General features: G+C 61.7%; 22 protein-coding genes and 1 pseudogene. 9 read left to right on the forward strand and 14 right to left on the reverse strand.

Going from position 1 to position 23,928, the window contains the following annotated elements; genetic code table 11:
* Positions 1-436 precede the first annotated feature (436 nt).
* Positions 437-2,446 (reverse strand): DNA helicase Rep, encoded by a 2,010-nt coding sequence (rep, locus tag CXK96_RS15075; RefSeq protein WP_102837263.1) that lies wholly within the window; start codon positions 2,444-2,446, stop codon positions 437-439.
* Positions 2,447-2,709: 263 nt separating this feature from the next.
* On the opposite strand from rep, the gene CXK96_RS15080 reads away from it, so the two are divergent.
* Positions 2,710-4,350 (forward strand): putative bifunctional diguanylate cyclase/phosphodiesterase, encoded by a 1,641-nt coding sequence (locus tag CXK96_RS15080; protein WP_102837264.1) that lies wholly within the window; start codon positions 2,710-2,712, stop codon positions 4,348-4,350.
* Positions 4,351-4,384: 34 nt separating this feature from the next.
* Here the strand turns inward: CXK96_RS15080 and CXK96_RS15085 are convergent, their stop codons facing one another.
* From CXK96_RS15085 to CXK96_RS15095, 3 genes are all read right to left on the reverse strand, one after another.
* Positions 4,385-6,355 carry a BCCT family transporter gene (locus CXK96_RS15085; protein ID WP_102837265.1) on the reverse strand — a complete coding sequence of 657 codons (1,971 nt, stop codon included), beginning with the start codon at positions 6,353-6,355 and terminating at the stop codon, positions 4,385-4,387.
* A gap of 226 nt (positions 6,356-6,581) precedes the next feature.
* Positions 6,582-8,081, reverse strand: a complete 1,500-nt coding sequence (locus CXK96_RS15090) for a YifB family Mg chelatase-like AAA ATPase (RefSeq protein WP_102837266.1) — start codon at positions 8,079-8,081, stop codon at positions 6,582-6,584.
* A 33-nt stretch (positions 8,082-8,114) separates the two neighbouring features.
* On the reverse strand, positions 8,115-8,378 hold the full coding sequence (locus tag CXK96_RS15095) for an accessory factor UbiK family protein (protein ID WP_102837406.1): 264 nt from the start codon (positions 8,376-8,378) through the stop codon (positions 8,115-8,117).
* A gap of 394 nt (positions 8,379-8,772) precedes the next feature.
* Here CXK96_RS15095 and glnK point away from each other — a divergent pair, with 394 nt between their 5' ends.
* The 5 genes from glnK (at position 8,773) to sutA (ending at position 12,823) form a co-directional block, all read left to right on the forward strand.
* Positions 8,773-9,111 carry a P-II family nitrogen regulator gene (gene glnK, locus CXK96_RS15100; protein ID WP_003096476.1) on the forward strand — a complete coding sequence of 113 codons (339 nt, stop codon included), beginning with the start codon at positions 8,773-8,775 and terminating at the stop codon, positions 9,109-9,111.
* A 123-nt stretch (positions 9,112-9,234) separates the two neighbouring features.
* Positions 9,235-10,551 carry an ammonium transporter gene (locus CXK96_RS15105; protein WP_102837267.1) on the forward strand — a complete coding sequence of 439 codons (1,317 nt, stop codon included), beginning with the start codon at positions 9,235-9,237 and terminating at the stop codon, positions 10,549-10,551.
* An 80-nt stretch (positions 10,552-10,631) separates the two neighbouring features.
* A complete protein-coding gene (locus CXK96_RS15110; protein ID WP_102837268.1) occupies positions 10,632-11,885 on the forward strand; it encodes an ammonium transporter in 1,254 nt (417 codons plus the stop codon).
* Positions 11,886-11,982: 97 nt separating this feature from the next.
* Positions 11,983-12,408 (forward strand): secondary thiamine-phosphate synthase enzyme YjbQ, encoded by a 426-nt coding sequence (locus tag CXK96_RS15115; protein WP_102837269.1) that lies wholly within the window; start codon positions 11,983-11,985, stop codon positions 12,406-12,408.
* Between the two features lie 73 nt (positions 12,409-12,481).
* The gene (sutA, locus tag CXK96_RS15120; protein ID WP_102837270.1) at positions 12,482-12,823 is read left to right on the forward strand and encodes a transcriptional regulator SutA; all 342 of its coding nucleotides are present in this window, start codon (positions 12,482-12,484) and stop codon (positions 12,821-12,823) included.
* Between the two features lie 104 nt (positions 12,824-12,927).
* On the opposite strand, the gene CXK96_RS15125 is transcribed toward sutA, so the two are convergent.
* The 6 genes from CXK96_RS15125 to lptM form a co-directional block, all read right to left on the reverse strand.
* Positions 12,928-13,623: an HAD family hydrolase gene (locus tag CXK96_RS15125; RefSeq protein WP_102837271.1), complete on the reverse strand. Its 696-nt coding sequence runs from the start codon at positions 13,621-13,623 to the stop codon at positions 12,928-12,930.
* Positions 13,620-14,519, reverse strand: coding sequence for a tyrosine recombinase XerC (gene xerC, locus CXK96_RS15130; protein WP_102837272.1), 900 nt, complete (start codon positions 14,517-14,519; stop codon positions 13,620-13,622). The genes CXK96_RS15125 and xerC overlap by 4 nt, the downstream gene beginning before the upstream one ends.
* Positions 14,520-14,602: 83 nt before the next feature.
* A complete protein-coding gene (locus CXK96_RS15135) occupies positions 14,603-15,298 on the reverse strand; it encodes a DUF484 family protein (RefSeq protein ID WP_102837273.1) in 696 nt (231 codons plus the stop codon).
* Positions 15,295-16,125 (reverse strand): diaminopimelate epimerase, encoded by an 831-nt coding sequence (gene dapF / locus CXK96_RS15140; RefSeq protein ID WP_102837274.1) that lies wholly within the window; start codon positions 16,123-16,125, stop codon positions 15,295-15,297. Before dapF ends, CXK96_RS15135 begins: the two co-directional genes overlap by 4 nt.
* Before the next feature lie 10 nt (positions 16,126-16,135).
* Positions 16,136-17,383 (reverse strand): diaminopimelate decarboxylase, encoded by a 1,248-nt coding sequence (lysA, locus tag CXK96_RS15145; protein ID WP_102837275.1) that lies wholly within the window; start codon positions 17,381-17,383, stop codon positions 16,136-16,138.
* 10 nt (positions 17,384-17,393) lie between these two features.
* Complete coding sequence (gene lptM, locus CXK96_RS15150) at positions 17,394-17,534, reverse strand: LPS translocon maturation chaperone LptM (RefSeq protein ID WP_019341253.1); 141 nt, start codon at positions 17,532-17,534, stop codon at positions 17,394-17,396.
* A 201-nt stretch (positions 17,535-17,735) separates the two neighbouring features.
* On the opposite strand from lptM, the gene cyaY reads away from it, so the two are divergent.
* Both cyaY and rnk read left to right on the forward strand, forming a co-directional pair.
* Complete coding sequence (gene cyaY / locus CXK96_RS15155; RefSeq protein WP_102837276.1) at positions 17,736-18,068, forward strand: iron donor protein CyaY; 333 nt, start codon at positions 17,736-17,738, stop codon at positions 18,066-18,068.
* A 151-nt stretch (positions 18,069-18,219) separates the two neighbouring features.
* Positions 18,220-18,627, forward strand: a complete 408-nt coding sequence (gene rnk, locus CXK96_RS15160; RefSeq protein ID WP_102837277.1) for a nucleoside diphosphate kinase regulator — start codon at positions 18,220-18,222, stop codon at positions 18,625-18,627.
* Positions 18,628-18,660: 33 nt separating this feature from the next.
* Here rnk and CXK96_RS15165 read toward each other — a convergent pair whose 3' ends face one another.
* The 3 genes and pseudogenes from CXK96_RS15165 to CXK96_RS15175 form a co-directional block, all read right to left on the reverse strand.
* On the reverse strand, positions 18,661-21,492 hold the full coding sequence (locus CXK96_RS15165; protein WP_102837278.1) for a class I adenylate cyclase: 2,832 nt from the start codon (positions 21,490-21,492) through the stop codon (positions 18,661-18,663).
* A 172-nt stretch (positions 21,493-21,664) separates the two neighbouring features.
* Complete coding sequence (locus CXK96_RS15170; RefSeq protein ID WP_102837279.1) at positions 21,665-21,910, reverse strand: TIGR02647 family protein; 246 nt, start codon at positions 21,908-21,910, stop codon at positions 21,665-21,667.
* A gap of 77 nt (positions 21,911-21,987) precedes the next feature.
* A pseudogene (locus CXK96_RS15175) lies at positions 21,988-22,245 on the reverse strand (hypothetical protein); the annotation flags it as partial.
* 153 nt (positions 22,246-22,398) lie between these two features.
* Between CXK96_RS15175 and CXK96_RS15180 the strand changes: the two are divergent.
* Positions 22,399-23,364, forward strand: coding sequence for a magnesium transporter CorA family protein (locus CXK96_RS15180; protein WP_102837281.1), 966 nt, complete (start codon positions 22,399-22,401; stop codon positions 23,362-23,364).
* Here the strand turns inward: CXK96_RS15180 and CXK96_RS15185 are convergent, their stop codons facing one another.
* Entirely contained in the window at positions 23,365-23,892 is a 528-nt protein-coding gene (locus CXK96_RS15185) for a hypothetical protein (RefSeq protein WP_102837282.1), read from the reverse strand.
* Positions 23,893-23,928: the final 36 nt, after the last annotated feature.

The raw sequence follows: 23,928 nt of genomic DNA on the forward strand, positions 1-23,928 counted from the left end.
GGCCGCAGCGCTATCTACGTCGCAGGCTCAAAGCCTAAGGGTGGATACGGCTTCCTGGCCTTCCCCCGATGATCAGTCGGGAACTATCACCCCAACATAGCGTGGTAGTCGAGATACAAGGGTGGATGTCGCTTCTTACATCCACCGTGACGTACCGGGGGAGCGCCACCCGGGTGAGCGCTACCCGGGTGAGCGCTACCCGGCGGATCGATGTAGCGAGATCCACCCTACGGTGGCTGCTCGGTTCGGCAATGGGTAGGGTGGATAACGCCGTTTTCATCCACCGTGGTCCCGCTCGGTGCCGCGCCATGTGGTGAATTGCCCGCCGGTCAATCGCCACCGTAGATCGTCACCCGGTGGATCGCCACCCGGTCAATCGCGATCCGGTGGGTCGATGGAGCGTGATCCACCCTACGTCTGCCTGAACCGCCTGCGGCTACTTCTTCAACATCGCCCGCATCGCCGCCAGCGCATCGTTGCCGCGGGCCGCTTTGACTTCGACCGGTGCGTCTTCCTGGCCTTCCCAGACCAAATCCTCGGGTGGCAACTCGTCGAGGAAGCGGCTCGGCGTGCAGTCGATCACCTCGCCGTACTGCTTGCGCTTGGCGGCAAAGGTCAGCGCCAGGTTGCGCTTTGCGCGAGTGATGCCGACGTAGGCCAGGCGCCGCTCTTCTTCGATGGTGTCGGACTCAATGCTGGAGCGGTGCGGCAGGATCTCCTCCTCGAAACCGATGATGTACACCGAGGGGAATTCCAGGCCCTTGGAGGCGTGCATGGTCATCATCTGCACGCCTTCGGCACCTTCTTCCTCTTCCTGCTGGCGCTCGAGCATGTCGCGCAGCACCAGCTTGCCGATGGCGTCCTCGATGGTCATGTCGCCGTCTTCGTCTTTTTCCAGCGTGCTTTTCAGCGCATCGACGAGGAACCAGACGTTGCCCATGCGCGCATCGGCCACCTTGTCGCTGGAAGCGTTCTGGCGCAGCCAGTTCTCGTAGTCGATGTCCATCACCATGCTGCGAATGGCGGCGATCGGGTCGTTCTGCGCGCACTCCTGGCGCACGCGGTCCATCCAACGTTTGAAGCGCGCCAGGCGTTCGGTGAAGCGAGCGTCGAGGTGTTCGCCCAGGCCGATCTCGTCGGCGGCGGCGTACATGCTGATCTTGCGCTCGTTGGCGTAGTTGCCGAGCTTTTCCAGGGTGGTGGAGCCGATCTCCCGGCGCGGCACGTTGATCACTCGCAGGAAGGCATTGTCGTCGTCCGGGTTGACCAGCAGGCGGAAGTAGCTCATCAGGTCCTTCACCTCCTGGCGGGCGAAGAAGCTGGTGCCGCCGGACAGGCGATAGGGAATCTGGTGGTGCTGCAGCTTCAGCTCCATCAGCTTGGCCTGGTAGTTGCCACGATAAAGAATTGCGAAATCGCTGTAGGGGCGCTGGGTACGCAGGTGCTCGGTGAGGATCTCCAGCGCTACGCGCTCGCACTCGGCGTCCTCGTTGCGCGTGCGGATCACGCGGATCTCGTCGCCGTGGCCCATGTCCGACCAAAGCTGTTTCTCGAACACGTGCGGGTTGTTGGCGATGAGGATGTTGGCGCATTTGAGGATGCGACTGGTGGAGCGGTAGTTCTGCTCCAGCATCACCACTTTCAAGGACGGGTAGTCCTCTTTGAGCAGCATCAGGTTTTCCGGGCGCGCGCCGCGCCAGGCGTAGATCGACTGGTCGTCGTCACCAACTACGGTGAACTGGTTGCGCATGCCGACCAGCAGTTTCACCAGGAGGTACTGGCTGGCGTTGGTGTCCTGGTATTCGTCGACCAGCAGGTAGCGGATGCGGTTCTGCCACTTCTCCAGGATGTCGGCGTGCTCTTGGAAGAGCTTGACCGGCAGCAGGATCAGGTCGTTGAAGTCCACTGCGTTGTAGGCCTTGAGCGTGCGCTGGTAGTGCAGGTAGACGATGGCGGCAGTCTGTTCCTTGGGGTTGCGCGCATTGGCCAGTGCCTCGTCAGGCAGGATCAGGTCATTCTTCCAGCTGTCGATGTAGTTCTTGATCTCGTCGGCGCCATCATCGCCGGAATACTCCTTCTGCATGATGTCGGTGAGCAGCGCCTTGATGTCGCCGTCATCGAAGATCGAGAAGCCGGGCTTGTAGCCCAGGCGCGCGTATTCCTTGCGGATGATGTTCATCCCCAGGTTGTGGAAGGTGGACACGGTCAGCCCTCGCGCCTCGGCACCTTTGAGCAGCGTGCCGACGCGTTCCCTCATCTCGCGTGCGGCCTTGTTGGTGAAGGTCATGGCGACGATGTGGCGGGCCTGGATGCCGCACTGCTGCACCAAATAGGCGATCTTGCGAGTGATCACGCTGGTTTTGCCGGAACCGGCACCGGCGAGCACCAGCATGGGGCCGCCGACGTAGTTCACGGCTTCCTGCTGCCGGGGATTGAGTCGGGACATTCTCGTTTGGTCTGTTGAAGCGGGGGCGAGAGTTTAGCAGGGCTGGCCCCGCTAATTGGTAACGTCCGGGCCCTGGCGCTACCGGTCGTCGCCGACAGGGCTGGGTTATTCGTCACGATGCACTAGTCTATGCGCGCGGCGCCCGTTTTAGGCTGCTCAGCTTGCCGCCCCGCTTCACACAGGGAGGTGTAACCGTCGAGGTGGCGAGCCACCTCCAGCTCCGTTCGAACCGGGGAAACACCGTGAGATCGTCTACACAACCCATGCGTCTGGTTCTGCTGGCCGATGTGCCCAAGTGGGCCGAAGAGCTTCAGGTTGCCCTTTCGTCTGTGCGCGGCCGTCATCGGCTGAGCGTGGCCGAAGACTGGTCGGCCGCCACCGCTCTGCTTGCCGAGTCCAGCCACGCCCTGTTGATTGCCACGCCGGGCTGTCGCCCCGAGGCGGCGCACTTCCCCTGGCCTACCGTGCTGTTGCTCGAAGATGAACCCGCGGAACTGCCGGAGGGTGCCATCGACTGGCTCCCCGGCCCTCGTTTGAGCACGGACATGGTGGGGCGCTGTGTGCGTTATGCGCGCGAACGGTGCAACCTGGAGGGCGCGCTGCAGAGGCTGGCCGTACAGGACCCGCTGACCGGCATCGCCAATCGCCAGGGTTTTCAGGCGTTGCTCGCATCGCGCCTGGCCGAGCATGAGGGGCAAGGTCTGACGTTCGGTTGCCTGGACCTGGACAACTTTCGCCGGGTCAACGATGCCCTTGGGCATCAGGCGGGGGATCGTCTGATTCTGCAGGTCGTGGCGCGCTTGAAGGCGCAGCTGGAAGTGGGTGACACCCTGGCGCGTCTGGGCGGCGACGAGTTTGCGTTGTTACTCGATACAGAGCGTCAGCCGAATCGTGCGGAGCAAATCGCAGACCGAATCGTCGAGGCGATGGCTGAACCCTACTGGATTGACGGCGATACCCTGATGCTTGGCTGCAGTCTCGGGCTGGCGCACGCCAAGGCCGATACAGACCCCGATCAGCTGCTCTGGCTGGCGCAGGTGGCCATGCGCCAAGCGAAAGCGAATCAAGGCTGTACCTGGTATCTCTACAACGAGCGGGTCAACCGTAGCGCCTGTCACCTTGCCGACCTTGAAGGCGAGTTGCGGCGAGCGCTGCGGCGCGATGACCTTGAGCTGCACTATCAGCCGCGGCTCTGCATCGATACAGGTCGCATCGTAGGCATGGAGGCGCTGGTGCGCTGGCCGCATGCCGAGCGTGGTCTGCTCGGGCCGGACGAATTCATCCCCATGGCCGAAGAAAGCGGCTTGATCGTACCGCTCGGCTACTGGGTAATCGCACGTGCGTTGCGTGACATGCAAAGCTTGCGCGAAAGCGGTGCAGGCGAGCTACACATGGCCGTCAACCTGTCGTTCCGCCAGTTTCAGGACAGCCAGTTGCTGACAACCCTTCAGCGGCTCATCGCGGAGCGCGGTGTCGATCCGCACTGGCTGGAGTTCGAACTTACCGAAACCGCAGTGATGCGGCGCAGCGATCAGGTGCGCGGCACCATGAACGCCTTGGCCGCGCTAGGTGTGCGTTTCTCGCTGGATGATTTCGGAACCGGATTCTCGTCGTTTGTACACCTCAGCCGACTGCCGATCAGCCTGCTGAAGATCGACAAGAGTTTCGTTGACCAGATGGCCGCGCGGCCCCAGAACGGCCGGCTGGTTCGCGCAATGATCGACCTGGCGCACAACCTGGGATTGGAAGTGGTGGCTGAAGGCGTGGAGGGGGCGGCGCAGCTCGGCCAATTACGGCGCTTCGGTGCAGACCAGGTGCAAGGCTATCTAATCAGCAAGCCGCTGCCCCTGGCCGAGCTCGGCTCTTTTCTCAATGGCGGATACGCGGCCGAAGCCAGCGGTTGAAACGAAGCGCCGGGCATGAGCCCGGCGCAGTGCATCAGCGAACCATGTGCAGGAAGTGCATGTGCTTCTCGTACTGGTCGAGGATGTCGCCAATCACGCCGTCTCGGCTCCAGCCCATCACATCGTAGTTCTGCCCGCCTTCCTTGAGATGGACCTCGGCGCGGAAGTAGGTGGGCTCATCGCCATCCTCCTCCTCGGTCGCGACGAAGCTCGGCATCGGATAGCCGCGTGGACGCACCTGATAGAAGAAATCGGGGGCGCCTTCGTGGGTGATATGCAGTCCGGTTCGGTTGTCCTCGCCGGTAGTCAGCTCGACCCCATAACCCTGCTTGCGCAACTCCTCGGCGACAGCGGCGCAGGCGGGCGCTGCGATTTCGTTGAGGAAGCGTTCTACATCGCGACGGCGCGGATAGCGGGTCATGTTCTGTACCCGGCTGCGCCAGCCACCCTCTGACTGCGGAGCGGTCGGGGTAGTGCTGACTGCCTGGTAGCGCAGGCCCTGCTTGGTGGCATCCACGCGCAGCGCCTTGAGCAATCCCCACATGGCGCAGAGCAGCACCACGGTGAAGGGCAAGGCACTGGCAATGGTCGCTGTCTGCAGAGCGGTCAGCCCATCGGCGAGCAGCAGTGCGATTGCGACGATGCCCATGGAAGCGGCCCAGAACACCCTCTGCCAGGTCGGCGTCTTGTCCATGCCGCCGGAGGCGAGCATGTCCACCACCAGGGCGCCGGAGTCTGCCGAGGTGACGAAGAACACCACCACCATGATGATGGCGATCAGCGACAGCAGCGAGGCGAAGGGGAAGTATTCGAGGAAGGCGAACAATGCCAGTGAACTGTCGCGCTCGATGGCTTCGCCCAGACTGGTGACATGGTCCCAGAGAATCATGTGAATGGCCGTGTCACCGAATACCGTCATCCACAGCAGGGTGAAGGCCGTCGGCACCAGCAGCACGCCGGTGACGAATTCACGGATGGTGCGGCCGCGCGAAATGCGCGCGATGAACAGGCCAACAAAGGGCGACCAGGCCAGCCACCAGCCCCAGTAAAACAGGGTCCAGCCGCCGATCCAGTCGTTCGGTTCGTAGGCATAGAGGTTGAACGTCGCGGTGACGATCTGGGAGAAGTAGTTACCGGTGTTCTGCACGAAGGTCTGCAGGATGAACACGGTCGGGCCGGCGACCAGCACCAGTATCAACAGCAGGACGGCCAGCGTCAGGTTCAGCTCGGACAGTCGCCGTACGCCCTTGTCCAGGCCGGTGACCACCGAGATGGTGGCCAGGACGGTCGTTCCGGCGATCAGCATGATCTGCACCGGTACGGAGATGGGTAGGCCATAGAGGTGATTCAACCCAGTGTTGATCTGGGTGACACCGAGCCCCAGCGAGGTGGCAACCCCCAGCACGGTACCGATGATGGCGAAGATGTCCACCGCATGCCCAATCGGCCCATGAATGCGCTCGCCAATCAGTGGATACAGGGCTGAGCGCAGGGTCAGTGGCAGTCCCTGGCGAAAACTGAAGTAGGCCAGGATCATCGCGACGATGGCGTAGATGGCCCAGGCATGCAGGCCCCAGTGGAAGAAGGTGATCTTCATGGCTTCGCGCGCGGCGGCGACGGTGCCGCCTTCGCCCACCGGAGGCGAGAGGAAGTGCATGACCGGCTCGGCCACGCCGAAGAACATCAGGCCGATACCCATGCCTGCCGAAAACAGCATCGAAAACCAGGTCAGATAGCTGTAGTCCGGCTCGCTGTGATCAGGGCCCAGCTTGATCTCGCCATAACGGCTGAGCGCCAGCAGCACGACCATCAGCAGGATGACCGCGACAGCAAGAATGTAGAGCCAGCTGACGTTGGCGATGATCCAGGCCTGGACGTCGCTGAACACGCCTTGAGCGTGTTCCGGGGTAGCGACGCTGTAGATCACCAGCAACAGGATGAGCACGGCAGAGCCGTAGAACACCGGGGGATTGAGGGTGGGAGAGGAAGACTTGTTGGCCTCCATGCTGCGCTCCTTGATTACAGATTGGGGAGTGGCCGCCTGTGGCGAAGAGGACGCAATCTAACATATCGGTCAGCTTTAGACCGGGCCCGCACCCTGGCGTTGGGAGTGGGGCGCCTGGATGTGACCGCACGATGCAGCCATGTGCAGCGTTTTTTTTGGTCTTTTCAGGCGGCTGCGTGAGCCAGGTTTATCACCGTTGAGCCTGCAATGGGTTCGGTCCCTGAGTTCAACCCGCCTGGCTGCCTGGCCGGTACTGCAATGCCTCGGCCAGATGCGCGCGACCAATGGATTCGGCCTGCTGAATATCCGCCAGGGTGCGTGCGACCTTGAGGATTCGGTGTGCAGCGCGTAGTGACAGTCCGAGGCGCTCGCAGGCGCGCTCGAGCCACTGCTGGTCCTCGGGCTGCAATGCGCAATAACGGCGCAGACCGGCAAGATCGAGGAAGGCATTGGCGCAGCCCTGTCGATTGAGCTGAATGCGCCGCGCTTCGGCCACCTGGGCGGCGACCCGCTGGGTGGTTTCGTTGCCTGCCAGCGGTGCGTTCAGCGCGGTGGCTTCTCGAGCGACCGTCAGATGCAGGTCAATGCGATCAAGCAGCGGCCCGGAGAGCTTGCCGCGGTAGCGTTGAATCTGGTCCGGCGAACAGCGGCAGCGACCGCTCGGGTCGCCCAGGTAGCCGCACGGGCAGGGGTTCATCGCCGCGACCAACTGGAAACGTGCCGGGAAGCGCACCTTGTCGCGTGCCCGTGCGATGACGATGCAGCCGGATTCCAGCGGCTCGCGTAGAACCTCAAGGACCTTGCGGTCGAACTCGGGGAGCTCATCGAGAAATAGCACGCCCTGATGCGCCAGGGTGATTTCGCCCGGCCTGGGCCGACTGCCGCCGCCTACCAGTGCTGGCCCTGATGCACTGTGATGGGGCTGCCGAAAAGGGCGCTGCGGCCAATGCGCCAGCGGTGACTGACTGGCGACAGACTGAATCGCGGCGACCTCCAGCGCTTCCTGTTCATCCAGAGGCGGAAGCAGGCCGGGTAGCCGGCTGGCCAGCAAGGTCTTGCCGGTACCAGGTGGTCCTGACAACAACAGGTTGTGGCCACCTGCTGCAGCCACCAGCAGCCCACGTTTGGCTGCCGCCTGGCCTTGCACATCAGCGAGATCAGGGTAGGGCAGCACCTGACGCAACAGCCCTTGGGCTTGGAAGGGTTCGATTGGAGTCACACCGTTGAAATGTGCAGCGACTTCCAGCAAATGGTCGGCCGCGTAGACCACCAATCCCGAGGCCAGGCTGGCTTCCTCGGCATTGGCTCGCGGTACCAACAGCGCACGCCCGGCCTGGCGGGCCGCGAGAGCTGCAGGCAGCACGCCCTGAACCGGTCGCAGTGAGCCCGAAAGCGCCAGCTCGCCCAGGCATTCGAGCGTGTCGAGGCGGTCGGCGGGAATCTGACCGCTCGCCGCCAATATGCCCAGCGCAATGGCCAGATCGAAACGGCCACCATCCTTCGGTAGATCGGCTGGAGCAAGATTGAGGGTGATTCGTCGAGCCGGGAAGTCGAAGCCGGACGTCTGGATCGCGCTGCGCACGCGATCCTTGCTTTCCTTGACGGCCGTTTCCGGCAAGCCAACCAGAGCCAGCGAAGGCAGCCCGTTGGCGAGGTGCGCCTCCACCGTCACGGTGGGCGCTTCCACGCCGACCTGGGCGCGGCTGTGGACAATTGCGAGGGACATCCGATCACTCCTTTGATCGTGACGCCAGCCGGCCTATTCGGAGGCGGGTGGCGCGAGTTTCTCTTCCAGCTCGGCGACCTTGGCTTCGAGGGCTTCGAGCCTCGCGCGGGTGCGCGCAAGCACCACCATCTGACTGTCGAATTCTTCGCGGCTGACCACATCGAGCTTGCTCAGCGCACCTTGCACGATGCCTTTGAGCTGGGCTTCCACTTCCGCGCGAGGCAAGGGGTTTTCACCGCTGAAAAGCCGTGAGGCCTGGGCGCCGACGGCGTCGAGAAAAGCTTTGGGTGGGAACATGAGCATCACCTGTTTCTGAGCGACGCGCAGTGTAGCACGGGCTGTTCAGCCGTCCGGCAGGCGCCAGTGCACGATTGCGGGCACGCCGTTGCGCTGCCATGCACCGGCATGGTGCGTGATCCGGCGGGCGGGTTGTGCCGTGGGCTCGCGCCGCCTTTGCGGAGCGCCTGAGGCCGGGCGTTGCAAAAAGCTGGCATTGATTCTGCTTAGGTCCATGTGACGTATGCACCAGCAGGTTGCGGTGCATAGGCGATTCGGGACGTTTCGTCGGATCGGTTGATGGTGTCGGATGGTCGCTCGGCAACGCCGGCGCGTTACAAGAGCCAGACACTGCGCTTAGACTTGAGCCGGGTTCGTACTTCTGGGGCAAGTCCACCTAAACGGGAGAAGTTTCATGAAACTAGTCACTGCCATCATCAAGCCGTTCAAGCTGGACGACGTACGCGAGTCGCTGTCCGAGATTGGCGTACAAGGCATCACGGTCACCGAGGTCAAGGGTTTCGGTCGCCAGAAAGGTCATACCGAGCTTTATCGCGGGGCTGAATACGTGGTCGATTTTCTGCCGAAGGTGAAGATCGACGTAGCAATCGCCGATGACCAGCTCGATCGCGTGATCGAGGCCATCACCAAGGCGGCCAACACCGGGAAGATTGGCGACGGCAAGATCTTCGTCGTGAATCTGGAGCAAGCCATTCGCATCCGCACTGGCGAAACCGATACCGACGCAATCTGACGTTCCGGCGCGTAGCGCACGTTTGACCGGGCGGTAACGCCCGACACGTCGCCACGCACCGCCCGAGCATTTGCGATTGCCTGCCTAGCAGGCCTACGAACCCCACGCCCCAGGAGTAAAACCATGACTCTGCGAAAATTCGCAGGGCTAGGAGCCCTTTTGTCTCTGATAAGCCCCGGCATCGCCATGGCGCAGGAGGCAACGCTTGATTCCGGCGATACGGCATGGATGCTCACAGCCACTGCGCTGGTGCTGTTCATGACGATTCCAGGCCTGGCGCTGTTCTACGGCGGCATGGTCCGTTCCAAGAACATCCTCTCGGTCATGATGCAGTGCTTCGCCATCACCGGCCTGATGAGCATCCTGTGGATGGTCTACGGTTACAGCCTGGCGTTCGACACGGCGGGCATGGAAGCAGGCGTCACCAACCTCAACTCTTTCGTCGGCGGACTCGGGCGTGCATTCCTGAGTGGCCTGACGCCCGACAGCCTCACCGGCACCGTACCGGAAAGCGTGTTCATCACCTTCCAGATGACGTTCGCCATCATTACCCCGGCGCTGATCGTCGGTGCCTTCGCCGAGCGCATGAAGTTCTCCGCGATGCTGGTATTCATGGGCGTCTGGTTCACGCTGGTGTATGCGCCGATCGCCCATATGGTCTGGGGCGGCGACGGCGGCCTGATGTGGGACTGGGGCGTGCTTGATTTTGCGGGCGGCACCGTGGTCCACATCAACGCGGGTATTGCTGGCCTCGTGGCTTGCATAGTGCTCGGCAAGCGCAAGGGCTTTCCGACCACCCCGATGGCGCCGCACAACCTCGGCCTCACCCTGGTCGGCGCGGCGATGCTCTGGATCGGCTGGTTCGGCTTCAACGCCGGCTCGTCGCTGGCTGCTAACGGCACCGCGGGCATGGCCATGCTGGTTACCCAGATCGCAACCGCTGCGGCTGCGCTGAGCTGGATGTTTGCTGAGTGGCTGACCCACGGCAAACCCAGCGCGCTGGGCATCGCTTCAGGTGTGGTGGCCGGCCTGGTTGCCATCACCCCAGCCGCCGGCACGGTCGGCCCGATGGGCGCGCTGATCATCGGTCTCGCCTCGGGCGTCATCTGCTTCTTCTGTGCCACCAGCCTTAAACGCAAGCTCGGTTATGACGATTCCCTGGACGCCTTTGGTGTGCACGGGGTCGGCGGCATCGTCGGTGCGCTGTTGACGGGTGTGTTTGCGGCCCCGGCACTGGGCGGCTTCGGTGAGGTGGAAAACATCGCACTGCAGCTGTGGATCCAGTTCAAGGGCGTGCTCTTCACCGTCGTCTACACCGCCATCGTCACCTTCGTGATCCTCAAGGTGATCGATGTGGTAATGGGGCTGCGTGTCACCGAAGAAGAAGAAACCATCGGCCTGGACCTCAGCCTGCACAACGAGCGCGGCTACAACCTGTAAGCACACGGAGTGCGCCCGGAGCCAACCCGGGCGCCTTAACCGAACAGCGCTGTAAGGCGCTCGGCAAAAGGTGATAAAAAATGGATAGCACAGCTTTGATACCCGTCCAGTACGGACTCGATACCTTCTACTTCCTCATCTGCGGTGCGCTGGTGATGTGGATGGCCGCCGGTTTTTCCATGCTCGAAGCCGGTTTGGTTCGGGCGAAAAACACCGCTGAAATCCTCACCAAGAACATCGTGCTCTACGCCGTGGCATCGATCATGTACCTGCTGATCGGTTACTACATCATGTATTCCAGCCCGGACGGCGGCATCCTGCCGAGCCTGGGCTTCCTGATCGGTGACGAGAACGCCGTCGACGTAGTCGCCGCAGGGGGCGAGGACGCGCCTTATTACTCGACCCGTGCCGACTTCTTCTTCCAGGTCGTCTTCGCCGCAACCTGCATGTCAGTGGTGTCGGGTGCAGTGGCCGAGCGGATGAAGCTCTGGGCATTTATCGCTTTCGCGGTGGTGATGACTGGCGTGATCTATCCCGTACAGGGCTTCTGGAAGTGGGGCGGCGGTTTCCTCGATGCGGCCGGTTTCCTCGACTTCGCGGGCTCTGGTCTGGTGCACATGGCGGGCGCATCCGCTGCCCTGGCTGGCGTGCTGCTGCTTGGTCCGCGCAAGGGTAAGTACGGCCCTAACGGACAGATCAACGCGATTCCCGGCGCCAACCTGCCGTTGGCGACCCTGGGGGCCTTTATCCTGTGGATGGGCTGGTTCGGCTTCAACGGCGGTTCGCAGCTGAAGATGAGCACCATCGAAGACGCCAACGCTGTAGCTCAGGTGTTCACCAACACCAACATGGCGGCCGCCGGTGGCCTGGTTGCGGCGCTGATCACGGCACGTCTGCTGTTCGGTAAGTCGGATCTGACCATGGTCCTAAACGGTGCGCTGGCTGGCCTGGTTGCGATTACCGCTGAGCCACTGACGCCAAGCGCGCTGCAGTCGGTGCTCATCGGTGGCGTGGGTGGCGTGCTGGTGGTCTTCAGCATCCTGGCCCTGGACAAACTCAAGCTCGATGACCCGGTCGGTGCCATTTCGGTGCATGGCGTGGTGGGCATGTGGGGTCTGCTGGCGGTGCCGCTGACCAATGCGGACGCGACATTCGGCGCGCAGTTGCTGGGCCTGGTGTCGATCTTCGCCTGGGTGTTCATTGCCAGCTTGATCGTCTGGGGCATCCTCAAAGCGGTCATGGGGCTGCGGGTGAGCGAAGAGGAAGAATACGAGGGCGTCGACGTTGTCGAGTGCGGCCTCGAGGCTTATCCGGAGTTCACCAACAAGCGCTGAGTTCACCGCTGTTGATAAGGGCGCCTCAGGGCGCCCTTTGTTTTTTCTGGCGCCGCGCTAGAATGCGCGCGTTCAAGAGCCGAAGGGGTCTTTGAGAATGTGGCGACAGACACTCATCACGCTGCGCCCGAGGCCGCGAGGCTTCCATCTGATAACCGACGAGCTGCTTGCACAGCTGCCGGAACTGCAACAATGCGAGGCCGGTCTGTTACACCTGTGGCTGCGGCATACCTCGGCTTCATTGACCATCAATGAGAATGCCGATGGTGCAGTCCGGCGCGATTTCGAGCGGTTTTTCAACCGTCTTGTGCCGCAGGGCGAAGCTGGCTACGAACACGATTACGAAGGGCCGGACGATCTGCCGGCACATTTCAAGGCGAGCCTGTTGGGTTGCCAGGTGAGTTTGCCCGTACGCGAGGGGCGCTTGGCGCTGGGGACCTGGCAGGGCGTCTATCTGGGGGAACACCGGGATCAAGGTGGCGCCAGGCAAGTACTGGCCACGTTGCACGGAATGGCAAGTTGAATTTTTTTTGGCGATGGCGAACAAAGCACATCGCTGGGCTATAACTTCCGCTTTGGCAAGTACGAGGTTGAACATGAGCGACGAAGAATTAGAACAAGACGATCTGGACACAAACGACGAGGACGAGGACGAGGGCGAGGAGTTGGCTGCTGCCGATGACGGCGAAGCCGAAAACAGCGCCGACGACGAAAGCACTGACAGTGACCGTGCGACGCCCACCAGTAAAAAGAAGGCCAAGGCGGTTGTTGTCGAAGAGCTGCCGAGTCTGGAGGCCAAGCAGAAGGAACGGGACGAGTTGGCTCGTGCGATGGAAGAGTTTCTGGCACGCGGGGGGCGCGTACAGGAAGTCGAACCCAACGTCGTCGCTGATCCGCCGAAGAAGCCCGACAGTAAATACGGCAGCCGCCCTATCTAACGTCGAGAAGTTCTGATTGGACAATAGGTCACGTCGCCAGGCGGGACCGCTAAGAAGCCCAGCACGGTTGTGTTGGGCTTTGTCGTATCTGCGGGAGCGTCAGGCTATCGCCACCGGGCGAGCAGCGCAGGCAACTCTGCCAGGCTGCGAACCTCGGCGTCGGGCTGGCCTTCGTGCTGCCACGCTTTTCCGCCCGGGTTGAACCAGATGGCACGAACGCCAGCGCGCTGCGCTCCGCCGATGTCATCGTCAGGATGGTCGCCGATATGGACGGCGTGCTCGGCGGCTACGCCCGCTCGCGCGAGCGCTTCCTGGAACGGTCGAGGGTCCGGCTTGCCAATCCCCAGCTCCTCCGCGCACAAGGCAAACTGGAAATAGTCGGCCAAGCCCAGCCGCCGGATGTCCGCGTTGCCGTTGGTCAGCACGCCAAGCGTGTAGTGATTGGCCAGATGCTCAAGCGTAGGGTGTACATCAGGAAAGAGGTCGATGGCGTGGCGCGCCTCGAGAAAGACTTCAAATGCCTGATCGGCGAGGGTGCCTGCCTCGCCTTCCAAGTAGCCGGCGTCATGCAGGGCGTGGAACAGGATGCGGCGGCGCAGCTCGCTGATACGGTGCTTGAGACCAGGTTCGGCCTCGACCAACATGCGGCGGATCGCGGCGAGCGATTCCACCGGAAATCCGCCAAGCCGCGGTGCATGCTGACCCAGCCAGTCGCGCAGGCTGTTCTCCGCGCTGTGAATGACCGGGCCGACATCCCACAGTGTGTCGTCAAGGTCAAAGGTGATCAGTTGAATACTCATGGTTCACTGCCTTGCTTGCGTTTGGCGCGTGGGTGCGCCTGGTCATAGACCTTGGCCAGATGCTGGAAGTCCAGGTGGGTATAAATCTGAGTGGTGCCGATGTCTGCATGGCCGAGCAGCTCCTGCACGGAGCGCAAATCCTGGGAGGATTCCAGCATGTGGCTGGCAAAGCTGTGCCTGAGCATATGCGGGTGCAGGTGCTGACCCAGCTCACGCACGCCCGCCTGGCGCACCCTTAGCTGCACTGCTCGTGGTCCCAGGCGCCGCCCCTGCTGGCTGACGAACACGGCGCCATCCACCGGATTGCTCAACGCACGCAGCGGCAGCCAGGCCTCAAGGGCTTCGAGCGCTTTGCGGCCGACGGGTAGCACCCGCGCCTTGTTGCCCTTGCCTTGAACCTGAATCAGCCCGTCGGGCAGGTCCAGCTGATCGAGGTCAAGTCCGACCAGCTCGGCCAGGCGCAATCCTGATGAATAGAACAGCTCCAGCATCGCTTGGTCACGATGGCCGATGAAGTCGTCCTCGATACCGCCATCGAGCAGCTGCATGGCGCGGTCGGTGTCGAGCAGTCGCGGCAGGCGCCGTTCACCCTTGGGTGCGGAGATGCCGGCAGCCGGATCGTGGGCGCAGCGGCCCTCCTGATTGAGATAGCGATACAGCCCACGCATCGACGACAGCAACCGAGCAAGGCTGCGTCCGGATTGGCCCTGGCGATGCTGCTCGGCAATGAGCTGGCGTACATGCGGACTTTTCAGCTGCTGCCAGTCGGCCAGTCGCTGCTTGTCACAGAAGCTGACCACCTTGGCCAGGTCGCGACGATAGCCGTCGAGTGTATGTGGCGACATTTGCCGCTCGCTGCGCAAGTGTTCGAAGTAGGCGTCGAGGTCGGTTTGCATGAGCGGCTTCCTGGGAGTGCCGGCTAGCTACGGGCTGCGCCTGACGCTCAGGCTGTAGCCCGTCGTATCGGGAGGCTGGTCGCTCAGCGTACCGAGCGCAGCGGTGTGGAGTAGGACGGCAGCACGCGGGTCAGCACTTCGGCAATGTAGCCGAGGAACAAAGTGCCCAGTGAGCTCTTGTAGTGCTGCGGGTCTTCGCTGCCAATCGCGAGAATGCCCAGCTGCTGGTTCAGCGCGACCACCGCCGCCGAGCCGATGCTGCGGCTTTCCTGTTCGCCGAAGAGGTAAGCCAGTTCGTGCGGACGAAGCACGCCGCAGACAGTCTTGCCGCTGCCGAGCAGCCCGCCGATCGCTTGCTGGGCTTCAGCGCTGGTGACGCTGCGCCCCACTGGCAGCGGCGTTTCGCTGAACAGGATCAGGCTCACGAATGGCACCTGGAACTCGTGCCGCAGGCTTTCGTCCACGGCGCCGATGACTTCTTCCAGGCTATTGGCGTCCAGCAAATCCAGCACCAGGCGGCGCGTTTTGTCGAACAGCCGGTCGTTATCGCGCGCTACATCCATCAGGTGTGACAAACGATGGCGCACCTCGATGTTGCGCTCACGCAGCAGTTTGACCTGCCGCTCGACCAGCGACACGGCAGTGCCGGGCTGATGGGGAATGCGCAGCTCCAAAATCAGCTCGTCGTGATCGACAAAGAACTCCGGATGAGCCCGCAGATAGGCCGCGACGGCTTCTGCGTCCGGCAGCTGTGGCTTGTCCTGGTTTTGCTCGGTCATAGGCGAACCTGTCCTTCGAATACGCGAACGGCGGGGCCGGTCATCATAACGGGCTGTCCAGCGCCTGCCCATTCAATGGACAGACGGCCGCCCGGCAGATCGAGCTGCACCGGGGAATCCATCCAGCCTTGCTGAATCGCGGCGACTGCCGCCGCGCAGGCGCCGGTACCGCAGGCTTGGGTTTCGCCTGCGCCGCGCTCCCAGACTCGCAGCTTGGCGTGCTGACGGTCGATCACCTGGATGAAGCCGGCGTTGACCCGCTGGGGAAAGCGCGAATGATGCTCGATCTTCGGCCCGAGGCCGTGCACCGGAGCGTTGTCGACGTCCTCCACACGGAGCACGGCGTGGGGGTTGCCCATGGATACAGCGGCGATATTCAGCTGCTGGCCATCGACGTCTAGCGGATAACTCAAGGCCTGTATATCAGCCTGGAAAGGGATCTCGGCCGGAGTCAGGCGAGGCGGGCCCATGTCGACACTGATCTGCCCGTCAGGACGGATGTTCAGCTCGATAATGCCGCCTTTGGTCTCGACGCGGATCTGCCGCTTCATGGTCAGGCGCTTGTCCAGTACGAAGCGGGCAAAGCAGCGCGCACCGTTACCGCATTGCTCCACCTCCGACCCATCGGAGTTGAAGATGCGATAACGAAAATCCACGTCGGGGTTGTGCGGTGGCTCGACCAGCAGCAGCTGATCGAAACCCACGCCGGTATGCCGATCGCCCCATTGCTTGGCGTGCTTGGGCTGGATGTGCGCGTGCTGGCTGATCAGGTCTATGACCATGAAATCGTTGCCCAGGCCGTGCATCTTGGTAAAACGCAAAAGCATCGTCGTGGCCTCAGGCAGGCAGCAGGCTTTCGCCAGCGTATAGCTCCTGCACGCTTTCGCGGCGGCGCACTTCGTAGGCTTCGTCGCCATCCACCAGCACCTCGGCAGCACGGCCGCGGGTGTTGTAGTTCGAACTCATGACGAAACCATAGGCGCCCGCGGAACGAACGGCCAGCAAATCGCCCTCGGCGAGTACCAGCGGACGCTCCTTGGCAAGGAAGTCACCAGTCTCGCAGATCGGACCGACGATGTCGTAGTGGCGCGCCTCGCCTTCACGCGGCTGCACCGGTACGACGTCCATCCAGGCCTGATAAAGGGCAGGGCGGATGAGGTCATTCATCGCTGCGTCGACGATGGCGAAATCCTTGTGCTCGGTGTGCTTGAGGTATTCAACACGGGTCAGCAGCAGCCCAGCATTGGCCACGATCGACCGCCCGGGCTCGAACACCAGCGCCAGGGCGCGACCGTCGATGCGTTTGCGCACGGCCTGGATGTAATCGCCAGCAAGCGGTGGCTGCTCCTCGCGATAGCGCACGCCCAGGCCGCCGCCCAGATCCAGATGTTTGATGCGGATGCCACGCACGGCGAGGCGGTCGATCAAGGCCAGCAGCCGGTCAAGCGCATCGAGGAACGGCGGCAGCGTAGTGAGCTGCGAGCCGATGTGGCAATCGACGCCCACAACTTCCAGGTTGCTCAGCTCGTGAGCGCGGGCATAAACCTCCTCGGCATCGGCGATGGCGATGCCGAACTTGTTTTCCTTGAGGCCGGTGGAAATGTAGGGATGGGTTCCGGCATCGACGTCCGGATTGACCCGCAGCGAAACCGGTGCCACGGCGCCCAGCTCGGCTGCAACTTGCTGCAGGCGCTCGAGCTCATCGGTCGATTCGACGTTGAAGCAGTGCACGCCGACTTCCAGCGCGCGGCGCATGTCGTCGCGCGTCTTGCCAACGCCGGAGAACACGATGCGGTCAGGCTGACCACCGGCCGCCAGGACGCGCTCCAGTTCGCCACGCGAAACGATGTCGAAGCCGGCACCAAGGCGGGCCAGTACGTTGAGTACGCCAAGGTTCGAGTTTGCCTTGACGGCAAAACAGACCAGATGCGGCATGCCTTGCAGTGCGTCGGCATAGGCGCGGTACTGTGCCTCGATATGTGCTCGCGAGTAGACGTAGGTGGGGGTGCCGAAGCGTTGCGCGAGAGCGGGCAACGCCACACCCTCCGCGAAGAGCTGACCGTCGCGGTACGAGAAGGCCTCCATGAATGCCTCCTTACAGTTCGAATCGGTCTTTGGAACGTTCTTTGGCAGTTGCCTCGTCGTCCGGTAGGTAAAGCGGGCCTTTCTGGCCGCAGCCGGTAAGCGCGGAAGCGAGAACCGCCAATGCGATGAGTGGAAGCAGCAGACGCTTCATTGGGGTGTAATCCTAGAAAAATCGATGGGCCGGAGTATACCCAGCACCTGTCGGATTGCCTATGTGGCCGCGCTCGCCGGTCCCACATCGGAAACCTGCCCGGACCGCCGCTCGCTAGACGCGGCGGTGGCCTGCTAAGCTCGTCCGCATCGTCGGTGGCCCCCGGTGCCACCGTGCAACCCGTACCGAGGAAATGGATTCATGAGCCTGAGCGAAGCCCGCTTTCACGATCTTGTCGATGCTGCGCAGGAAGAAATCGAGGACGTGTTCGACCACAGCGGTATGGACGTCGATCTGGAGAATTCCGGTGGCGTGCTGACCGTGCGTTTCGAGAATGGCACCCAGTTGATCTTCAGTCGTCAGCCCCCGCTGCGCCAGCTGTGGGTGGCCGCGCGTTCCGGTGGATTCCATTTCGACTACGACGAGTCCAACTCGCTGTGGATCTGTGATGCCAACGATGAGCGTCTCGGCGAACTCTTGTCCCGAGTTACCGAGCAGCAGGGTGGAGAGGCGCTTGAATTCGAAGACCTGTGAAGGTGGCGCGCAGCTGATCCAAGCCACGAATCAGGTGCCCTTGCTTATTTAATGAGCTGTGATAGGGTCGGTTACAGGTTAAATAACCCCGCCTTTGGGCGGGGTTTTGTTTTTTTTGTCTGTTTACTTTTTCAGGAGCTGACCCGCACCCATGACCAGCGCACCGCCCATCATCATCACTCAACCCGATCTCCAGCGACTCGAGCGCTTGCTCGACGGTCTGGCTGACTACGGTCCGGCCGCCGAGGCGCTCGAAGAGGAGTTGTCCCGCGCCCAGGTGGTCGAGCGCAGCGAGTTGCCCGCCGGCGTGGTGTCGATGAACTCCCGCGTTCATTGCCGCGATGAGGGTGTCGGCAAGGATTATCATCTGACGCTGGTGTTTCCTCAGGATGCCGGCAAGGAAGGAACCGTTTCGGTCCTGGCGCCGGTAGGCACAGCGCTGTTGGGCATGACCGTGGGCCAACACATTGATTGGCCAACACCCAGTGGCAAGGTACTCAAGCTGACCCTGCTGGCTGTCGAGTACCAGCCGGAAGCCGCGGGCGACGTCAATCTCTGAGAAGTTTGTGACGAAGCGCGTTCGCACAACGGTTCAGAGTGACTCCAGCGCCTGGTTGAGTGCTGCTTCCAGATGCGCCTTGTAGCGCAGGTGCTGAACCGTCTGGGCCCGACCGGTACCGTGCAGGCCCGACATGTCTAGATCGGTTATGTAACAGGGGTAGCGCTCGGCGCCGCGCCGCTGCGCAAGAATGAAATGCGCGACGGCGGCGAACAGCTCGGCGCCGTATTCCAGGCTCGAAAACTCCTGATGGTTACAGTACAAGGTGACCCGTGAGCGGCCTCGCTCGCTGTGTTCGACAATGGCCTGCACGTCATAGAAAGGATCGCCGACATTTTCCCGGGGGGAAGGTCTGCGCTCGATGTCCAGTGCCTGGCCGGCTGCCGGTGCCATGAGTCGGTAGAACAGGATGTCCATCGCTGCCAGCCGGTTTTCCTCGAACGGCAGCTGGGTGTTGCGGCGGTAACTCACCGATTGCAAAAAGCGCAGCAAGGGCGTTAGCAGCCGCTGCTCGTCTCGATAGGGTTGCTGCTGCCGCCAAAGCGCGTTGAATTCATCGAGAACGGTGATCTCCGCCTGGCTTCCTTGAACACGGTAGAAAACTTGGATGCAGTGCGCTCTGGCCTGACCAAGGATCAGGGGCAGGTCGGTTCCTTCGAGTGCGTGTCGCTCCACGCGAATGGGTCGGACGCTGTGGTGAGCCTCGCCAAGATGTTCCAGCAGGGCCGGCATGTCACTCAACGTGGTATGCCGGACATTCCCACTCACCAGATCGAGCAGGTGGTAGTGCTGGCGGACCTGCAGCAGATAACGGCTTTCTCCCGGCTCGTCCAACAGCGTCTGGGCATCGGTAAAGACAGTGTTGATACGTCGCGCGAGAGCCATGCCGGCGTTTCGACTGAAGCAGCGTATCTGCAGGTCCGGCCGCTCGCCACGAACGGGTAGTTCCTGCAAGAAGTCACGCAGGCAGTCCGGCAACGGGGATGTGCCTTCATAGCGCGTCGCGATCAGTTCGCTCCAGCTGTTCAGCGTCAGTTGATCGATGCTGAGCACCAGGTTGTCTCGCGTAACGGCATGTCGCAGCGATTCGGTTAGCTCGTCGAACGACAATGGTTGCTGAGGATTCAATGGATCAAGCCCGACGTTTATCAGCAGCAGGACCTTCACGGGACTGGCCGCGATCAGCAGCGCTTCGTCTGCGAGCGCCGCGGGCGGCATCGGGAATGCCTGGCGGATATCGGTTAGCAGCGCGAACAGCTCGGCTTCAGTCAGGCCGCTGTCGCCGGGGTGCAAGGCGACATGCGTGGCCGTATCGATAATGCCGTTTCTATGGCACCAGGCCAGCAGCGGAACCAGCTCGCGGGAGCGCTTCAGCGGGGAAAAGTTACTGAGCTGCTGAGCATTCAGGTTGCCCTCGTAGAGCGCCCAGTAGACGTCATCTGCAGCGTCATAGCCCTGGATGAGGGTCAGGCTATGCTCGGCAAGGTCGGGCGCGATGCCCAGGTTAATGGCCTCGACCTTGCCCGCCTTGCGTTCGATCGCGGCATGCAGGCGCCTGCCAAGCACGCCGAAATCCCGCCCGTTGATGCTGCTGGTGATCTGCAGGCGTCGCGCGAACTCACTGAGGAATCGGTAGCCGTAGGTCAGTTCGTTGACCAGTGCTCGACGTTCCTCCACAACCCGCCGCACTTTCCATTGGCTGCGCGCGTCGAGTTGAGCAAATCGGCGATGATCCCATTGCCACTCCGCCGTCAGTCGCTCGATCAAACGCCTTTTCCAGCTTTTGCTGCGGCCGCTGGGCGGCTGACTGAGGGGCTTGTTGACCTTCAGGTAAAGACATCGACGCAGCAACGCCAGGCGTTCCTGATCGCCTCGGCTGGCGAGGTAATGCTCGATTCTGCGGTAGGCGACTATGTAAGGATCGAGGTCGTCCAGGTCGAGTCGATTGGCATATACCGCCTGTTTGAAATCGAGGCTCAGACAGCGCACCTGCGGGTGTTCGCTGGCGTACACCTCAACCAGCAGTAGCTTGAACAGCGACTTGTAGGGCGACTCGATGGCCTTGTACAGCTGCCAGAGGCCCGCGCCGAGATACTCTCCGGGCGGGATACTGGCGAGACTGCCGAGATCCAATACCTCGTCGCTGCGCACGAAGCGCTTGTCTAGCAAAGTGCGCACGTAGTCATGGTAGCGGTGCTCTTCATAATCAGGCACGAGCCACCATATTGGGGTACGCCCACCCAGCCAGATCGCCGTCCGGTAGAACTCGTCGAGCAGCAGGTAATGCTGGGTGGTTCCGCAATCATCGGAGGTCAGCTTGGCTTCGCGCTCGCCCTGAGTGAAGCGGAGCGGGTCGACCAGAAAAAAATGCGCCTCACTGCCTTGCGTTGCTGCCCATCCCTGTAGGAGCTCGCACTTGCGCTGCAGTTCGCTAAGTTGCCCTGCCGAAAGATGGGGGTCATGGCAAACCCAGACATCCAGATCGCTTTGGTCGTCCTGCGCCACAGTGCCAAGACTGCCCATCAGAAACAGGCCGAGAATGGGTTGCGGCGGCTTACCGCGCAAAGGCTTGTAGCTGAAAGACCGGCTTAAGCGCTGGGCTTCGGCCAATGTCTCGGCGTCAGGCTCGAAGCCCGCCAGTCCCGCTGGCGTGAGACTGGAAACGTATCCGGGCAGCATCGGATGGTTTACATGGAATAGCAGCGGCAACAGCGTGAGCACGGCTTGTTGACGGGACGACATGGCCAGGCGTGTGCGTTCCAGGCGCGCGGTGTTCAATGAAAGAAAGCGAGCACGAAGCGCGGTAAGCACCTTGCGATCGATTCCCTCTTCAAGGATTGGACGGATTTCCTGGCGGCGCGTCATGAAGTGATTCGTTCAGGCAAACGATGTTGTCCGACATGTTGATCGAGGCGAAAGGCGAAAACTAGCACGGGACAGCGAAAGGCGCAGCTGTAAGCGGCTGGTATAGCCGAGCGCCTGTGCGGTGCTCAAACCGGCAAATGGCGCGCTCGGCTAGGATTTAGGCGCCTTCAGCTTAAGCCGGAACGGTCTCCGAGAGGATTGTCAGCAACACTTGGGCGTGCTCCGCGGCATCGCGGCCAAGGCTCGTCAGGTAGCCGCCGTCGGGCAAGGTTGTCAGACCTTTGCTGTGCAGGCGTTCAGCGGCGGCGATGGCTGTGTGGCCTGCGTCGTGATGAACTTTGAGGCCTTCGAGCGAGTTGTCGAGATTGAACAGGCAAAGAATTTCCAGCTCGGCTACCACTTCTGGGGTGTAAGACATGTCTGCTCCTCGGGTGATGGGCTTTGGCCCTGTTTGCGAAGTGTAGATGCTGCGCGCGCGCCTGCCTCCGTCTAAGACTATTCGGCTAGGTCGGGTAGATTGCGCAGCTGCGTTTCGTATCCATCGATGTCGAAGGGACGGTCTTGCTCGAGCATCAGCCGGATCTCCCGAGCCAGTACGAGTGCCATTAGCTTGAGGATCTCGTCGCGCTCGTAGCCGACAAGGGTCAGTTTGTTCAGCGTAGCCTGGGTGGCGGCGGGTTCGCCGGCCTCAAGCTGATTTTCGATCGCCTGGATCAGGGTTTCCTCGGCAAAGGTTTCATCATCATCGGACGTGGCATTGTTCATGTCGCAACTCTCGTAGAGGGAAATCTGGATGGCGTGTCGAGGCGAGTACCGGCAAGCTTGCCTTACGGAAAGGTCGGCTGAACGCTTCGCTTGGGTCGGTTTCTATTCTTACTATGACTTATCGAGAACGCGACTACAGCAATGATCATTTTTCACTGTCTTGAAAACGGCGCGCTGGTGAGGCGTGTTGCCGATAATCTGCAGACGCTTCCAGCGAATGTACTGTGGGCCGATCTGCTATCGCCCGACTCGGAGGAAGAGCGTTTCATCGAAACGGCCCTGGGGCTGGATATCCCGACTCGGGAAGAACTGGCTGAGATTGAGGATTCTTCACGCTTTTACGACGAGGATGAAGCCATCTTCATGACCACGACAGTGGTGATGGGGATTGCGGACCGGCGACCGGAAAATGCTCAGGTGACCTTTGTCCTGACCAAGCGTTGTCTGGTGACCGTTCGCTATACCGAGCTCAGTGCATTCCGGCAATTCGAGGCGAAGAGTTCCCGGCAGCCTTCGACCTTTTCCTCCAGTCACCAGATTTTCCTTGCCCTGGCGGATGCCGTGGTCGATCGGATTGCTGACGTCTTGGAAAGCGTTCAGGTCGAGCTTCAGACCTTGTCGAAGTGCATTTTCGATGAACGTAAAGAACAGCGAACGGACCTGCAGCAGATCATCCAGCAGCTTGGGCAGAATCGCTCGCTCCTGTCGCAATTGGGCGAAAGCCTGTTCAGCTCAACCCGCCTGTTGGCGTTTTATCGACTGCATGCCAATGAGCCCAGACAGGGCGTGGCCAAGGGGCTGCTGAAGGCGCTGGAGCGCGATGTGCGTTCGCTGGGGGAGCATCAGGCGCGGCTGTTGGGAGATATAGCATTCCTGCTCGACGCCACGCTGGGACTGATCAATATCGAGCAGAACGCGATCATCAAGGTGTTCTCCATCGCGGCGGTATTGTTCCTGCCGCCAACGCTGGTCGGCACGGTGTACGGCATGAACTTCGATCACATGCCTGAGCTTGACTGGCCGTTCGGCTACCCTATGGCGCTCGCGATGATGATCGTGTCGGCGATCATTCCCTATGCCTGGTTCAAGTTTCGTGACTGGCTCTGATCAGCCGAAGAAGTACAGAACGATGCAGAACGCGCCCAGCAATGCCCAGACGCTGCCGAAGATGATCGGTGTCCGCAGGGAAAACAGCAGGGTGCGCTTGTAGCGTTGGCCACCTGGGGGACTGTTCCCTTCGCCAAACAAGGCCGAGTCATGGTTGGGTAGCAGTCCGACATTGCCTTCGGTTTGCAGCAGGTCGGCCTGCTTGTGGTGCCAACGCTCTATGACGTCGAAGCTGGCGCGGATACCGGGAATCGCATGCAGCGAGGTGAGCAGTCCAAGCAGCGCCAGCACACTCGGCACAACCAGTCGGAACAGGCTGCCCCAGTCGGGGTTGGTGTTGGCCATGGAGGAGGCGAAAGCGATCATCAGAAACGACTGCGAGGACAGGTAGCCACTGGTGCGGCTGGCCAACAGCGTCGACTCGAAGTGTATTTCCGAGCGATAGAAGTTCAGGCGCTCCTTGGGTGAGTCGAATACTTCAGCACCTTGGGTGTCCTGATTTAGCAAAATCGTTTTGAGGTCGGTCATAAGCGGGAGCAATCTTGGGCGACATTGCGTTTGGTG

This window comes from Stutzerimonas stutzeri, from assembly GCF_002890895.1.
Classification (GTDB): domain Bacteria; phylum Pseudomonadota; class Gammaproteobacteria; order Pseudomonadales; family Pseudomonadaceae; genus Stutzerimonas; species Stutzerimonas stutzeri_AB.